The sequence below is a fragment of the Paenibacillus sp. 11B genome (genome assembly GCF_030487755.1).
GTDB classification, from domain to species: Bacteria; Bacillota; Bacilli; order Paenibacillales; family Paenibacillaceae; genus Paenibacillus; species Paenibacillus vandeheii.
In genome coordinates this window covers 90,376-105,872 of record NZ_JAUKNS010000008.1, presented here as the reverse complement: position 1 = coordinate 105,872, position 15,497 = coordinate 90,376, and the positions used below count along the sequence as shown (strand labels likewise).

Annotated in this window: 12 protein-coding genes; all 12 read left to right on the top strand. The window is 44.7% G+C overall.

Features of this window, described 5'->3' with window-relative positions; genetic code table 11:
* Nucleotides 1-32 precede the first annotated feature (32 nt).
* The 12 genes from Q0V21_RS27720 (at nucleotide 33) to Q0V21_RS27665 (ending at nucleotide 15,492) form a co-directional block, all read left to right on the top strand.
* Nucleotides 33-818, top strand: a complete 786-nt coding sequence (locus Q0V21_RS27720) for a DUF3891 family protein (protein ID WP_301881576.1) — start codon at nucleotides 33-35, stop codon at nucleotides 816-818.
* Between the two features lie 174 nt (nucleotides 819-992).
* Nucleotides 993-1,508, top strand: coding sequence for an 8-oxo-dGTP diphosphatase (locus tag Q0V21_RS27715; RefSeq protein WP_079346729.1), 516 nt, complete (start codon nucleotides 993-995; stop codon nucleotides 1,506-1,508).
* 29 nt (nucleotides 1,509-1,537) lie between these two features.
* Nucleotides 1,538-1,906 carry a YybH family protein gene (locus tag Q0V21_RS27710; RefSeq protein ID WP_079346726.1) on the top strand — a complete coding sequence of 123 codons (369 nt, stop codon included), beginning with the start codon at nucleotides 1,538-1,540 and terminating at the stop codon, nucleotides 1,904-1,906.
* Nucleotides 1,907-2,079: 173 nt separating this feature from the next.
* Nucleotides 2,080-2,499 carry a GNAT family N-acetyltransferase gene (locus tag Q0V21_RS27705; RefSeq protein WP_367620554.1) on the top strand — a complete coding sequence of 140 codons (420 nt, stop codon included), beginning with the start codon at nucleotides 2,080-2,082 and terminating at the stop codon, nucleotides 2,497-2,499.
* Between the two features lie 176 nt (nucleotides 2,500-2,675).
* A complete protein-coding gene (locus Q0V21_RS27700; protein ID WP_079346275.1) occupies nucleotides 2,676-3,194 on the top strand; it encodes a GNAT family N-acetyltransferase in 519 nt (172 codons plus the stop codon).
* Nucleotides 3,191-3,565, top strand: coding sequence for a cupin domain-containing protein (locus tag Q0V21_RS27695; RefSeq protein ID WP_079346273.1), 375 nt, complete (start codon nucleotides 3,191-3,193; stop codon nucleotides 3,563-3,565). The genes Q0V21_RS27700 and Q0V21_RS27695 overlap by 4 nt, the downstream gene beginning before the upstream one ends.
* Before the next feature lie 64 nt (nucleotides 3,566-3,629).
* Nucleotides 3,630-4,073, top strand: coding sequence for an NUDIX domain-containing protein (locus Q0V21_RS27690; RefSeq protein WP_301881575.1), 444 nt, complete (start codon nucleotides 3,630-3,632; stop codon nucleotides 4,071-4,073).
* A 331-nt stretch (nucleotides 4,074-4,404) separates the two neighbouring features.
* Nucleotides 4,405-5,697 carry an S-layer homology domain-containing protein gene (locus tag Q0V21_RS27685; protein ID WP_301881574.1) on the top strand — a complete coding sequence of 431 codons (1,293 nt, stop codon included), beginning with the start codon at nucleotides 4,405-4,407 and terminating at the stop codon, nucleotides 5,695-5,697.
* Nucleotides 5,698-6,315: 618 nt separating this feature from the next.
* The gene (locus Q0V21_RS27680) at nucleotides 6,316-8,646 is read left to right on the top strand and encodes a DUF5704 domain-containing protein (protein WP_301881573.1); all 2,331 of its coding nucleotides are present in this window, start codon (nucleotides 6,316-6,318) and stop codon (nucleotides 8,644-8,646) included.
* Between the two features lie 664 nt (nucleotides 8,647-9,310).
* Nucleotides 9,311-11,110: a group II intron reverse transcriptase/maturase gene (ltrA, locus tag Q0V21_RS27675; protein ID WP_301878453.1), complete on the top strand. Its 1,800-nt coding sequence runs from the start codon at nucleotides 9,311-9,313 to the stop codon at nucleotides 11,108-11,110.
* Nucleotides 11,111-11,142: 32 nt separating this feature from the next.
* Nucleotides 11,143-11,976 carry a hypothetical protein gene (locus Q0V21_RS27670; RefSeq protein WP_483312390.1) on the top strand — a complete coding sequence of 278 codons (834 nt, stop codon included), beginning with the start codon at nucleotides 11,143-11,145 and terminating at the stop codon, nucleotides 11,974-11,976.
* A 642-nt stretch (nucleotides 11,977-12,618) separates the two neighbouring features.
* Nucleotides 12,619-15,492, top strand: coding sequence for a 2-oxoglutarate dehydrogenase E1 component (locus Q0V21_RS27665; RefSeq protein WP_079346265.1), 2,874 nt, complete (start codon nucleotides 12,619-12,621; stop codon nucleotides 15,490-15,492).
* Nucleotides 15,493-15,497 lie beyond the last annotated feature (5 nt).

Here is a 15,497-nt window from a genome sequence, read left to right as displayed (position 1 = left end):
TCAACGTATACCATGCGGGAGGGTGACAGCAAATGATCGTATATGAGAGAGAGCATGATTTTGTTTTGACCGCACAGCATGAGCATGGACTAGTAGCCGGAGAAATGGCTTCCCATTGGAAAACGGAATTGTTAACGGATGAAGCGCATCGGGAAGATCTGATTCTTGCCGCAAGAGAGCATGATCGGGGATGGATTGAACTGGATGCGGCGCCATTCTGGAATGATTATAGTCAGATCCCATATTCTTTTCGTGATTTTCCGCTACGTCCGCGATTTGTATTTTACCGTAAAGGTATTGAAGAGGTTCGTGAGAAAAACCTGTATGCCGGGCTGCTGTGCAGCATGATGTATACAGAGTTGTTTCAAAACAATCTGGGTGCTAACACCAATGACGATGAAGACATCAGGGAGTATCTGAATGATGAACGGGAGCACCAGTTACGTTGGGAACAGCAGCTTGGTGGTGGTGAGGCGTTGAAGCTCAGGCTGAAAAATGATGTGGAAATCATGCTTTTCTGTGATCAACTCAGTCTGTTTCTCTGTATGGAGGAGCCGGGCACACCTGCTGCACGTTATGATTTTTTCGCCGAAGGACTCGGCTGTACCTTCGATGCCTGTTCAAGGCAACCCATTCATGCCGAGTGGCTCTCCAATGAGAAAGTGGGATTATCTTTTGTGCCGTTTGATGAGGAATTTACGGTTAATATGCCTTACAAATCGGTGCCGAAAGCGAGTATCCGTAAATTCGGTCTGCTGCAGGCTTATCGCCGTGCCGAGTGGAAAGAACGTCGAGTGTTAATTACAGGCATGAGCTGAATATCGCCTATTCCATATCCGGTTTAAACAAAATAGCGCTATGTATAATGAGGCGGGCTCCCGAACTTTTCCGGTGTCCGTCTTTCGTATGTGTTTATCATTGAAGCAGGAAAATCTATCTTCATACCAGAAATAAATTTCAAGGGATTAGGTTTATATCAGGCAAGTGGGGGGATGAACATGGATACTAGAACAGAAATTCTAACGATGTGTATGGTGTGGGACAAACAGAATGATCAGGTATTATTAATGAATCGACCGGACCGGAAAGGATTTCCGGGATATATTGCTCCAGGAGGAAAAGTCGACTTTCCGGAAAGCATTGTGGATGGTGCCGTGCGAGAAGTTAAAGAGGAAACAGGGCTTGTGGTGAAAGAAATTACATATAAGGGTCTTGATGAATTCTGTGATCCGGAGCAAGGATTGCGTTATATGGTGTTCAACTACCTGGCTACTTCTTTTGAAGGGGAGCTACTGAGCGAACCACCGGAAGGCGAACTGTTGTGGGTGTCTTTAGGGCAAACGCTAGAGCTACCCATGCAGGATTGGTTTGCGGAACGTTTGCCGCGTTTTTTTCAAGCAGGGACGTTTGAGCGGAGTGTGATCTGGGAGAAATCAACGGGGCGTACACTGAAAGAGACATTTATGGTGTATGGCGATTCGGTTCTTGAACAGAGTAAAGTGAAATAATTCAAAACGCTCAGGAGGTGGAAAAAATGATGGGATACCAGCATGCATTAGAAGGATACATTGCAGCGACAAATACACATCAGTTTGATGAGGTAAACAAATGGCTATCACCGGATGCCGTATATTGGTTTACGGGAACATCTTGTACTACGCCTGACGAAATTCGGGCTTATTTTGAAAACGCTTGGGAGACCGTTAAGGAAGAGGTATATCGTGCAGAAGATGTCATGTGGATTACGACAGGCGAAGAGCAGGCGGTCTGTATTTATACCTATCACTGGAAAGGAATGTATCAAGGAGAGCCGGCATCTGGAAAAGGTCGGGCTACCAATATATTTGTTACAGATATCAACGGAGAATGGAAATTAATCCATGAGCATTTAAGCGCGGGTGAGTAACGTGTGGAAGTGGAATAGAACGTGTTCTGTTTTTATTACAGATGACTTGAATAAGAAAAAAATGAGGCTGTATTTGAATCTTGTCTCATATGTTATCATCCAATTCTGTATATTTATATCCAGATATTATGATATAATGAAGTTTACTTTTTAAAAGGAGATGACTTGCTATTATGGAGATTACATTTCGTGAATCGCTGGAGGGAATAAGTATCGACCAACTTCGCGGTAATTTTTTCGAAGGTTGGCCCAACCCTCCGTCTACGCCTACGTTCCTGAAGATGCTGGAACAATCCTATGCTGTTGAACTGGCTGTTGATGAAACTACTGGGAATGTAGTGGGCTTTATTCAAGCGAACTCAGACGGAATTCTCAGTGCATATATTCCTCTGTTGGAAGTGCTTCCGGAGTATCAGGGTAAGGGGATCGGATCAGATCTCATCAAGCGTATGTTCAAGCGTCTGGGTGATCTCTACATGATTGATCTTTTGTGCGATAACGAACTTCAGGAGTTCTATGAGAAACGAGGTATGCAAAAAGCATCTGGCATGGTGATTCGTCATTATCACAATCAAGCTGGAGTGGTGAATTGAATAGCTAATAGATTTAGGTGAACTAGATGGATGATATAAAGCCTTCAAATGGTTCCGAAGTAATCCGAGGTTATAAAAAGCGAAGAATATGAATTTAGACCCAAACCTTTATAGACGGAATGTTGTTATATATTTGGTGATCAAGCCATACATAGGCTTCTGCAAACGGGACGTAAATGAATATGTACGAGGAAAAGGTGGAGATTGGTGTGAAATTGTCGTTCCGGATTTTGGACTGGGAAGAAGAAAAACCTTATGGGCTTTTATTAATGGCTGATCCGTCCAAAGCCATAGTTGACGAATATCTGAGTCGCGGTGTTTGTTTTATCGCTGAATATGAAGGAGAAATGGTAGGAGAGTTTGTCTTGCTGAAGACGCGTCCAGAGACAGCAGAGATCGTTAATATTGCCGTACAGGAAGAATTACAGGGACAGGGCGTTGGCAAACACATGATCAAGGAAGCGATAGAGGCCGCCCGCAGGCTCGGTTGTCGAACAGTAGAAATTGGGACAGGCAACTCAAGCTTTCATCAGTTGAAGCTGTATCAACGCTGTGGGTTTCGCATTATAGGGGTCGATCGGGATTTCTTTGTGAAACATTATGAAGAAGAGATTATAGAAGATGGCATTCGCTGCGTGGATATGATCCGTTTGGCGCTGGATCTGGAAACCATTGTCGAGGAGAACAAGAAGTGAAAATAGTTCGACTGAAATCAGAGGATTATCGCAGCATCACCGCTTATGGCAGTAAGGGAGCGGAGATTACGCCGATACTCCGAAGCACATCAGCTTGTCACGTAGCCCAATTGAAACTGTCTGCAGGTGAAAGTGTGGGTTTGCATCCAGCGGTGGGTGAGCAGTTGTTTCTGGTGCTTGATGGGGAAGGTTGGGTGGAAGGCGAGACAGGCGAACGGGTAGTAGTCCGATCGGGAGAAGCCGCGTACTGGACCAATGGAGAGAATCACCAATCCGGCTCGGAGACAGGGTTAACTGCATTGTTGATTGAGGGTGAAGAACTAATTGTTCGGTTATCGCTAGAGTCGGGAGACTCTGAAGATAGGGGCTGATAAGCGCATTCGTAGATTGGAAGAGCAAGTTAGGCATCTTTCAGACGAGAGGATGAACCTTTAAGTGGATCGGTACACACACATGGGGGTATACGGTTTAGTCACTTGGGAGCAAAAGGTCCTGTTAATACGTAAGGCAAGAGGAGCCTATATGGGGAAATGGGATTTGCCTGGAGGAAGGTTGGAGTTTGGTGAGCAACCGGAGTTCGCCCTACATCGTGAGATCGAAGAGGAGACGGGCCTTTCCGATCTACAATTGGTGATTCATTCTGCGGAGTCGAATGTACTAGAGTGGACGGACGAAGGCGAGCCGGAAGAGCTGCACCATATTGGGATTCTGTACGATGTATATTTGACAAGTGAAAGTAGACCCTCTGAGATCAAAAGGGGACCGGATGGCGAAGATTCACAGGGCGCACAATGGTTTACTTTGGAAGAGGTCGGAGCGTTATCGTTGACACCATTTGCAGAGAGTATGATTAAAAATTTTGATAGAAACTTATTTTGATTTGAATTTTAGGACTGGTCAAATGGAACAGAATCGTTTATTCTGTGATAGATAGATTACAAATTTTTAAATTGAATAGGACTGACACCTTAAAGCATAAGGCTATGAATCTGCGGATTCGTGGCCTTTTTTTGTGTTTTTACAGGTGAATTGGGTCTTTGGAAGGGGAGGTTGCATGCCTTGTAGTGATGGGGTTGCTGAAAAATAATACCAAAAGCCTAGATTTGCATGGTAGAATATTGATGATTATGACAAATTTAGGTTTTGGTTTGAAAAGTAGTACGAGCGCTGAAGAAGCAGAAGTTTGCCCCATACTAAGGTACATAGGAGAGTGAGTAGATTGAAGAAACAAATGAGATTAACTGGTAGGAAATCAAAAAGGAACGTATTGATCGTCGGTTTGTTGACAACGGCATTGATGGCAGGAACGCTGCTGACCAATGGAACCGTGGGTCTGGTGTCTACTGTGGATGCTGCTGCAGGCACGAATGGAGCGGACACAACAGCTTCTGCGCTTACGAAGTTCAAAGATATCAAAGGGCACTGGGCGCAAGCTACCATTATCAAAGCCTATGATAAAAAACTGATTTCCGGCTATCAGGATGGTACATTCCGCCCCAATGCCAAAATCACCCGTGGTGAGTATGCTACACTTCTCAGCCGTGCAACCAGTTTGGAAAAGGTACAAGGAGAGAATCCTTTTGCTGATCTCAAGGGACACTGGTCTGAATCAGCTGTGTCACAGTTGGTGGGCCAAGGCTTCATTGATGCTGGTGATTATCCGAAAGGATTCAATCCGAATGCCGAGCTGACACGCTACGAGATGATGAAATGGATTGCGAACGGACTGATCAAATCGGGAACCAGTTTCCAGGATGCTTTTAACGACACTCGAGATACACTGCTACCTACCCCAGAAGTGAATCGAGGAACGATTCGTGCAGAGCAAATTCCTTATCTCGCACTTGTTCGCGGGACCGGCATTGTCGGTGGATTTGAAGACGGTTCTCTGAAGCCTGCTGATCCCACAACGCGAGCTGAAGTGTCTGCCATTTTGCTGCGTTATATGGATGTGGAAGGTACGGATGCAGGGAAGTACAGTGATCTGAATGAAATGCGTGAGGTTGGCACGACGGGGACGAATTTAACGACGATTAGTAATTATTTTTATACTAAAAATTCTGTTACGGTTAGTGAACTATCTAAGGAAGATATAACTCTCTCTAATAATTCTGGCATACTTCGACTGCATCGAATTATTGTAGTAGATGTTACTAAAGGCAAGCCGAAAGGGGTTTACTCATCACTGTTTATTGGCCCCGACTCCATTCAGTTTCCAGGAAGCTACATGACATTTGCTGATATATCGTTTACATCCAATATAGAAAAATCAAACCTCTTGGCCTTTAGCGGTGGTCTAGACAGTGCATTTTTAAGATTTAATCGTATGGATGTTAAACATGCCGAAAAAAATGGATTCATAACTATTCCAGAGATGTCTAGTAATCTTATAAAGAAAGATGTTAAAAAACGTTTTTGGACATCCTCTGTGCTCATGGCTAAAGGTGGCTCTTATTATTTAAAAGCTAACAATAATGATTTAGTTCAAATTCAGAACATGTAGTTTCTTCAAGGCGGTGAGTGAGTACTGAAACCCCATTATAAATTAATGATAGTGTTTATCGTTATGTTCTTAACAGTAGGAGCTATGGGTACATTTTATCTTCCAATTGAAGCAGCTATCAATGATCCGTACGGTCCAAAATCAATGAAGAATCCATCATTCTTGACCGTACAATCTGCACCAAGAGTCGCTAATCCAGGTGTTTATTGGTATCAGCTTGATGATGGAAGTTTTAAAGCTGATCATACTACAGGGCCTACTTTTTCTAGAAACATGAATCCCTTGTCTTGTTCGTCTCCTTATCCTGACGAAAAAGATATACCCAATGAAGTTGACTTTTCCAATTGGCCTGCTACTCAATGGAATGAATATAATGGATATCCTATAACTCCATCAGTTCTTAAGTCTGTAAGAATAAAAAGTGTTACTTATCAAACTAGGCTACAGCAAAATTCCTATACAGGAATAGGAGAAACAGTCATACGAAGAGATAGTACTATTGTAAAAATTAACACAAAAACAGGTGGGAATCACTCGGTAAGTGATCGAACAGAGTTCGAAAATGGTGGTAAAACTAATCAAAACTGCGTAAAGCAAGTAGTTGCCTACCATACACCAATGGACATTGTCTGGGAAGGCGATCTGGTAGAAGAGAAAGAAATTGATGTTACACCAGATTCATCTCTAACTGTAGGACAAACAAAGCAGATGAAAGCGGAAGTCAGTACCCGAAACTATGGGGCAACTGAGTTTAGTGAAGGCATCGACGTAAGTCGGCGTGAAGCTGAGACCACCTGGTGGTCATCCGATCCGAGTATTGTGAGCATTGAACCCAAAACAGGAATGGTTAAGGCTGAAAAGCCGGGTACTGCCTTTGTACGTGCAATTTGGAACAACGGTACATATCTCATCTCGGACACTGCGGAAATCACAGTAACGTCCGAGCCGGGACTTACAGTGAACCTGCCAAACGCCTGTAAAGCAGACACAGCTACACCGCTGCAAGCTAAAGCTATCCTGACCAAATCAGACCTTTCTGTTCATGAGCTTACCGCTCATTCCAAACTGACCTGGCAAAGCTCCAATCCAGCCGTAGCGACCATAGGTGCAGATGGGAAAATGACGATCAAGGGCATCGTCGGCAGTACCACTATCACCGCGCGATTTTTGGACCCTGCCCAACAGTTGGATGAACAAGGGACGCAGGTGTTAGAGGTAAAGGATTGCACAGGCAACGGAGGAGACGGGGGAACTGATCCAGGTAACGGGGGTGGTGTTGTAGGTTGCCCCGTGAACATCAGTCCACCTAGTAAAGGAGCGTTGATTGAATCGGCTGCCATGGACCCCTCCGTCCTGGGCGTGCTGAAGGCTGATGAGCGGGGGTCTGAGAAGTTTGATGTCACCCGAGGCATCCCGACTTCTGAAGATCTCTATGCTAATGTCATGGCTAAAGGATACTTGTTCCAGCACCGTTGGGTGAACATGACGGGCACAGTAACTTATACGGTCAACGTAAAAAAGAAGTATCACAAAACATGGACGATTCCGGGCAGAGCCTCGACAGGACCGAATGATCCAGGCACACCTCCAGAACCTAAGGAACTAGACGTTCCTGGGGACAGACCAATGCAGGTCATCCGACAATATAGTTATTGGCAGATTGATAATTTGGAAGTCTATCAGTTAAATCAAGCTACGATATCCAATTATGCACTTGGTGGCTACGGTGGTACAGTAACGCTGACTCCAAATGGATATACACCGCCGACCTTACAATCGGCTAATGATGATGCCATTACCGCACATGTAAAACCTGCACCTTGCAAGGAAATTGACCTTGGCACCGAAACTGTTCCAGGCGGTTCCACTGAACCGGCTACACCAGTCGAAACATCATTGTTCCAATCCAAAGCGGAGGCTGAGGTCAAAGAGAACACTGTAAATAATGACAAGGTCGTGTTTAACGGTGCCACTGTGATGGATCCTGCTCCGATGGATAAGACTGCTCCCCGACCTGGGACAATTCCTCAGCCTGGCATGATCGGTGACAACGTGCTGTACCAAAATCGTTTAACTGTTCAGAATACACTGGTCAACAAGGCGGACCAACCGACAACGGGCGAGATCACATATGGGTTGATTCCTGGCAACATTAAAGGCGGTCAGGATCAGAAGTTTTCTATTCAAGGGATCAATTCTGTCACGGTGCACACACCTGTCGTTAACTACGCATGGGTGTCTGATGATCAGCCGCATAACCAGAAAACGGTGCCTGATCCGACCAGCTCGGCGCTCATTTTGGAACGACCGTTTATTGTACGCATCCCGACTTCAGGACAGCATCTGGACGTAAGCAGTTACCCGGGTTATGGAAATAGGGACTATGCGAAGTATTTTCGCATTAAGCAGATTCGTTTCCCCTTTGACGTCTATAACGCCGATAGAAGTCAGTTCATTCCAGCCAAGACCTGGGTGGACATTCCAGTCAATCAGCTGGATACCGTTTTCTATCTCCCAGTATGGGTGGATGAAGGACATTACCGAATTGAATTTCGAAATATTGCAGAAAATGCTCCTTCGACATTCACGGAACAGCAGGATGCCAATACGAATCTGACTCATCATGTTGCGTCAGATACGGTTCCGGTGGAGGTTATTGGGCGATTGTATGATTTTCATGTTACGGATATCGCTGATTATAATTGGGAGAACGTTTTTCGCCAGCAGCTAGGGAGTTCGGAGCCGACAGGGGCAAGCTACTGGACAGGACTTAACAGTATTGATGGTGATCCGAGAGGTAATCTGGCACCGTTTGTGTTACCTGTTCGCCCAGGCAGTCATCCTGTGCAGGGTTTCAGTAATGTAGCCGTGAAAACAGGTTACCATGTCAAATTCGACCTGAAAACAAAGGGCAATATGTGTGCGACTTGTTTTGCTATAACTGAGTAATCAGGAAACGCAAGGACATCCACGGATGTCTAACTTTCTATCCAAGTACAGGAATGAAGAATCCATGTTTTTCCGAAACTGTACCATTAATACTCCTACATGCGTTTTGTTCGGCAGGATACAACGTATGAAGCTAGGTGAAGTCGGCAGAAAGAAGCTATAGCCACCACCATAATGGAAGGTAAGCTTACCGATATGCCGGATGGCTGAAAAATTGTCTATGGTGAGGATATCCTCAAAGGATTGACGAATCTCTGAATGTAAGGATCTAAATGCCTACCTCATGGAAACATGTTGACCAACGAATGTTGGGGCAAGCGGCGCAAAGTACGATTACATGTTAGGAAATGCGCTATACCGAACTATGGCGGTATCCAACTTGCAGGTCCAAAGGAGACACCTAAGGGCAAAACGGATAGCTAGGATAGAAGGAACAAGGAAAGCAAGGGACGTCGCAATGAAGGACTGCCATCCCAGACGGTTGCTATAAGGTAACGAAATGCATCTATCCTTGTGAGAGTAAGGGTGTGACCTATGAAACTTCTGTAATGGAAGCGGAGGAATAGCCCTGAGTCTTGATACTTTGAATTAACAACTTTCCAAAAAGTGAACTGTATCGGTCAGGTAAGAATGTGGGGACAATCTCATACAGGAGGTTGCCACAATACAGGCTCTACGTTACTGGGATTACTACAACCTGACGGAAACCTTTACCGACTTGCACGCGAGAGCTAAACGAGGAGAGACATTTGATCGTCTCTATGAATTAATTACTTCAAGAGACAATATCCTTCTTGCCTACCGCACAATCAAATCGAACAAAGGCTCCAAAACAGCAGGAACAGACGGCAAAACAATTGAGAAACTTAAACCAATGACAGAGTTGGAACTTGTGAACCTGGTCAAAGCGAAACTTAATAATTACCAGCCCAAAAAGGTCAGACGCGTTTACATTCCTAAACCTAATGGAAAGAAAAGACCACTAGGAATTCCATGTATCATTGATCGTTTGATACAACAATGCTTCAAACAAATACTTGAACCTATTGCTGAAGCACATTTCTACAAACATAGTTACGGGTTTAGACCCTTACGATCTACACACCATGCTTTGGCAAGAGTTCAGTTCTTGGTTAACAAAAGCAAACTACACTTTATCGTAGATATCGATATCAAAGGTTTCTTTGATAACATTAACCACAGAATTTTGATAAAGCAATTATGGAATCTCGGAATACGCGACCGGAAAGTCTTACAAGTCATCAGCCGAATGCTAACAGCGGAGATAGAAGGGGAAGGTAAGCCCGAAAAGGGAACTCCACAAGGAGGAATTTTATCCCCTCTACTTTCTAATATTGCCCTGCACGACCTCGACATCTGGGTTTCTGGGCAATGGGAGAATTTCCCGACCAAACATGTATACACCCAAAGGAACAGATACAACGGTCTCAAAAAGACCAAACTTAAAGAAGGGTTCATCGTAAGGTACGCCGACGACTTCAAAATCCTTTGTCGTAACTGGGAAACCGCTAAGAAATGGTATCATGCTGTAAGACTCTATCTGAAAAACCGTTTGAAATTGGATATTTCCCCCGAGAAATCGAAAATTCAGAACCTGAGAAAGAAAAAATCTGAATTTCTTGGTTTCACCATAAAGGCTACATTGAAGGGGAAACAAGCTGTAGCACATACCGGGTTGATTGATAAGAAAAAACAAGACATCAAAGTGCAATACAAAAAACTTATTCAACGAATAAAACAATCACCCACGGCTGGTAATGTATATAGGTTCAATAGTTTTGTACTAGGGATTCACAATTACTTTAAGAAAGCCACACATGTTTTTATTGAGTTCTCACGAATTGCCTATGACCTGAAAAAGTTCACTTATAATCGTCTGAAACGCATTGGCAAATACGAACATCCAGATCATCCGTCCCTTACATATAGGCGATTTTACTCAACGAGGTACCGGACGTTTAAAGTTGACGGGGTTTATCTATATCCAATAGTGGACGTAAACACCTCAAACAACCTCAACTTCAGCCAAAAGATAACCCCCTTTACTGCTGAAGGACGGAAAAACATTACGAGTATGATGGATAGCTTCACAAAGTCTGAAACGACAAAGTTGATGAAGTCAGACAATCCAAAACGTAGTGTGGAGTATCTGGACAACAGAATCAGCCGATACAACATGGTGAAGGGCAAGTGCGAAATTACGGGGATATTTCTTTATGCTGACGAAGTACATTGTCATCATCATCTTCCGTCTCACATGGGCGGAATGGACAATTACAGCAATCTGAGAATCTTGCATAATGACGTCCATACACTCATCCATGCCACGAATCAAGAAACGATTATAAAACTCTTAGGAGTGCTTAATCTTACAGGAAGCATGATCCAGAAGGTAAACCAATACCGTAAAAAGAGTAACTTGGCACTGTTGTTCAAAAAGTAGCAAGATGGAACGCCGTGTGCGGTGAAAGTCGCATGCACGGTGTGGAGGTGGGGAAAAGGTGGAGAAAAAACTCAAAGCCTTACCTATACCGATTTGGCAAACAGGATGGTGTTCGGATTACACCAACGTTCTATTTTGTGAGCAAAGATGGCTCTTCCAGACAAGAAGTCGATTTATACTATCACCGCGGTCAAGAGCGACTTATCCGGATAGGATCGGCACAGGATATGGAGAAACGGTTTGTTGTCCTGAACTCAAGGTTGCGTAATGTACCCGGTACGGAATTGGGTGATACGGCGCGTTATCAGTATACTTATGAACTGACCGCAGATGAACGCAACCAGAGTTCGCTCGCTGACTATATGGTTCGGCTTGTAGATCAAACCTCTCACCAGAAGACTTGGGTAGGCCGCTATGATTGGATGATTCTGCCCGCCTCCATTCGTACACTGATTGGACCAAAGGAGGACATTCCTTCCGGTGTTAATGTGGACCGAGCGAATGCGGCGATCCAGCGTTGGTACGGGGAATACAGCCTGCCTGCAGATGTTTACGCCGTGCCAAAGGGAACCGATCTCGAATCGCTCGCCAGACAAAATCAACTGGATGAAAAGGCTTCTGTATTTCTGAAGGACGGATATATCGTTGTCAACTTCAATATCGAGACACTTCGGGATGGAAATACAGAAGCTCCACACCTGCAATATATTTATGCGCCACTAATGAATCAGTGGCAGATGGAAGGTTTCAACAAAAGTCCTGTAGACAGTAATGGCAGAACTTGGCCTCTGAAGGATGGCGATGTGGTCTTTTACCACGCCGATCAGTCCAGCCGGAACGATTTTCAGTCTCAGGTGCCACATTAAACGACTGACATCAGTGCTGGTTGGAACATTCAACAGATCTAAAGTCTGTCCGCATTAAAACAATAAATCAAAAAAAGAAGCCGCCCGGATGCTTTTAGGCATTACAGGCGGCTTTTGGCTTATAACAATGAATTGCAATAAATGCCCAATTTTTTGTTGAATACCAAACCAATTGGTTAATATTTAACTTGACGGTTTGTTTTTGAACATTATGGACCACAATTCTATATAAAGGAGGATCCGAGGGTACACTTGTGGGTCGGAAATGTTCTAATTATTCGATTCATCTAATTTATGCATCAATTGAACTAAAAATAGGAAATGCTCCTGAGCGCAAAAGTTTATAGAATAGATATTAGAACACGGACTTCAATTCATAAAGTTGAGGAAGGTGAAACCCTCGAACGGATCAGGACAGTATTCGACATCTGTGCGACGGTATATATAATCATCAGTTTACTATGATTTTGAAAACGCAGACAAACCTTGACGGGAGCGTCGGAACAACGTTACTACCACCAACAGCACGATTATTGGACTTCATGAAAAATTTAGCTTAAAATGTTGAACGAACGCAAATTACGGCTTAGTCAATGATTTCCGTCAAAAACTTATGACTAAATCAAGACGGAGGGAACGTCGATGACGATCGAGGAAGGCAACAAGAAACCCTGGGAAAGTTATTATGGCCCGAATATGGGATACGTACAGGAACAATATGAATTATACTCCCAAGACCCAGGTGCAGTTACACCGGCTTATCGGGAATTATTTGAACAATGGGGTGCACCGCCGATGTCTGGCAGGGATGCACATACAGCCTCGTATTCTGGCAACGCCCAAAAGGCTTCCGGAAGCGTGGATATTAAATTATTACAGAAAGCGGTTACAGCTGGGAAGCTGGTAATGAATATTCGGACGTATGGTCACCTTGCGGCCGATATTGATCCACTTGGGATCAGTGAAGATTCAGATACGTCCCTGCTTGAACCGAAGCATTTTGAATTAAATGAAGAAGATTTGAAAGCTCTGCCCGCTTCCCTGATCTGGGAAGGTGCAGATGGACAGACAGTGACAGGATTGGATGCCATCCAGCGCCTGCGGCAAATATATACGGGTCCCATCGCTTATGAATTTAGCCATGTGCATGAAGTTCATGAGCGGGAGTGGCTGAACCGCCGTGCAGAATCTCGTACTTCGCCGGCACCGCTTAATCCAGAGGAGCGTAAGGCTTTGCTGGAACGTTTGGTTGAAGTAGAGCAATTTGAAGATTTCCTTCACAAAACATTTGTTGGGCAAAAACGTTTCTCCATTGAAGGTAACGATGTGCTAGTTCCTATGCTGGATGAAGCAGTTCGAATTATGGCACACGCAGGTTCAAGCCATATTCTGATGGGGATGGCTCACCGTGGTCGATTGAACGTACTTGCTCATGTACTGGGCAAGCCGTATAGCAAAATTTTCTCTGAATTCCATCATTCTCCGAATAAGGATTTGGTTCCTTCCGAAGGGTCAACAGGAATCAATTACGGTTGGACGGGGGATGTCAAATATCATCTGGGTGCAAACCGTTATGTTAAAGACGGTGAAACAGTACAAGCGCGCCTTACCCTTGCCAATAACCCAAGTCACCTGGAATATGTAAACCCGGTTGTACAGGGCTTTGCACGTGCAGCACAGGATGACCGCCGTGATCCGGGATATCCGAAGCAGGATGTAACCAAAGCGGCAACCATTCTGATGCATGGTGATGCGGCTTTCCCTGGGGAAGGTATTGTAGCAGAAACACTCAATTTCAAAGCATTGCCTGGTTATCAAAATGGCGGAACGATTCATATTATCGTGAACAACCGTCTTGGATTCACAACAGATAGCGGCGATTCACGCTCAACGTACTATGCGAGTGACCTTGCCAAAGGATATGAGATTCCCATTGTGCATGTCAATGCAGACAATCCGGATGCATGTATCGCAGCTATTCGTATGGCAGCAGAATACCGTAACCTGTTCAAAAAGGACTTCCTGATTGACCTGATCGGTTACCGTCGTTATGGTCATAACGAAACGGATGATCCGGAAACAACACAGCCGACAGTGTATGAAAAAGTGAAAGCTCATCCAACGGTTAGCCACTTGTATCAGGATCATCTGAAAGAGGAATCTGTAATCGATGATGCTTCTATCAACAGCATTCGTGAGGCTGTGACGAACCGCTTAAAAGAAGCATACGAGCAGATGAAGAATAATGAAGTACATGAATATTACCAACGTCAAATTAGCGAGCCAGAAGCAGTTTCGGTTATTCCAACTGCCGTACCATTGGAAAATCTGCGGGCAATTAACGCAGACTTGCTGAAATGGCCAGAGAATTTTAATGTTTATCCGAAGTTGCAGCGCATTTTGCAGCGCAGAAGCACATCTCTGAACGAAGGTGAGAAAGTAGACTGGAGTCTTGCAGAGACGCTTGCGTTCGCTACTATTCTTGCGGATGGAAAACCGATCCGGATCAGTGGACAGGATGCAGAACGTGCAACGTTTGCCCATCGGAATCTGGTGCTGCATGATTCCGAGAACGGAGCAAAATTCTGCCCACTGCATAATCTGCCGCAGGCAAGAGCATCCTTTGCCATTTACAATAGTCCGTTGTCTGAGGAGTCTGTAGTTGGTTTCGAATACGGATATAACGTATATTCACCAGATACGCTTGTAATTTGGGAAGCTCAATTCGGGGATTTCGCCAACTGTGCTCAGGTTATTTTTGACCAGTTCGTATCTGCAGGCCGTGCCAAATGGTCTCAGAAATCCAGTCTGGTCATGTTGCTTCCGCACGCGAACGAAGGTCAGGGACCTGAGCATACAAGTGCTCGCCTGGAGCGTTTCCTGCAGCTTTGTGCAGAAGACAATATGACGGTTGCGAACTTGTCGAGCGCATCGCAGTATTTCCATCTGCTGCGTCGTCAGGCTTCCTTGACCGAGACAGAGGATGCCCGTCCGCTGGTTATGATGTCGCCAAAAAGTCTCATTCGTAATCCACGTGTTGCTTCACCTGCTACAGAATTCAGCGAAGGCAAGTTTGAGCCGGTGCTGGAGCAAGCAGGATTGGGCACGAAGCCGGATCGCGTAGAGCGCATTATTTTGTGCAGTGGTAAAATCGCTATCGATCTGGAAGATGCTTTTGAGAAAGATAAAACGGATTGGTCTTGGCTTCACATTATTCGTGTTGAACAGCTGTATCCGTTCCCGGCGGAAGAAATCAAGCGTGTACTCGCACGTTTCAGCAAGTTGAAAGAGCTGGTGTGGGTACAGGAAGAAAACAAAAACATGGGTGCCTGGACATACATGGAGCCTCGTCTTCGTGAAATCGCGCCAGAAGGCACAACCGTTAAATATGAAGGTCGCCCGGAACATGCGAGTCCTTCCAGCGGTTATCAGCTTGTGCATGGCATGGAACAGCAACAGATCATTACATCCGCGTTGAAGCAAACGACGAAGAATAATATTCCACTGGGGAGGTAACAGCT

What these genes read in the sequence shown, in the direction of transcription:
- Q0V21_RS27720 (WP_301881576.1), top strand. Translation starts at nt 33, where the DNA reads ATGATCGTATATGAGAGAGAGCATGATTTTGTTTTGACCGCACAGCAT.
- Q0V21_RS27715 (WP_079346729.1), top strand. Translation starts at nt 993, where the DNA reads ATGAACATGGATACTAGAACAGAAATTCTAACGATGTGTATGGTGTGG.
- Q0V21_RS27710 (WP_079346726.1), top strand. Translation starts at nt 1,538, where the DNA reads ATGGGATACCAGCATGCATTAGAAGGATACATTGCAGCGACAAATACA.
- Q0V21_RS27705 (WP_367620554.1), top strand. Translation starts at nt 2,080, where the DNA reads ATGGAGATTACATTTCGTGAATCGCTGGAGGGAATAAGTATCGACCAA.
- Q0V21_RS27700 (WP_079346275.1), top strand. Translation starts at nt 2,676, where the DNA reads ATGAATATGTACGAGGAAAAGGTGGAGATTGGTGTGAAATTGTCGTTC.
- Q0V21_RS27680 (WP_301881573.1), top strand. Translation starts at nt 6,316, where the DNA reads ATGGACATTGTCTGGGAAGGCGATCTGGTAGAAGAGAAAGAAATTGAT.
- Q0V21_RS27670 (WP_483312390.1), top strand. Translation starts at nt 11,143, where the DNA reads ATGCACGGTGTGGAGGTGGGGAAAAGGTGGAGAAAAAACTCAAAGCCT.
- Q0V21_RS27665 (WP_079346265.1), top strand. Translation starts at nt 12,619, where the DNA reads ATGACGATCGAGGAAGGCAACAAGAAACCCTGGGAAAGTTATTATGGC.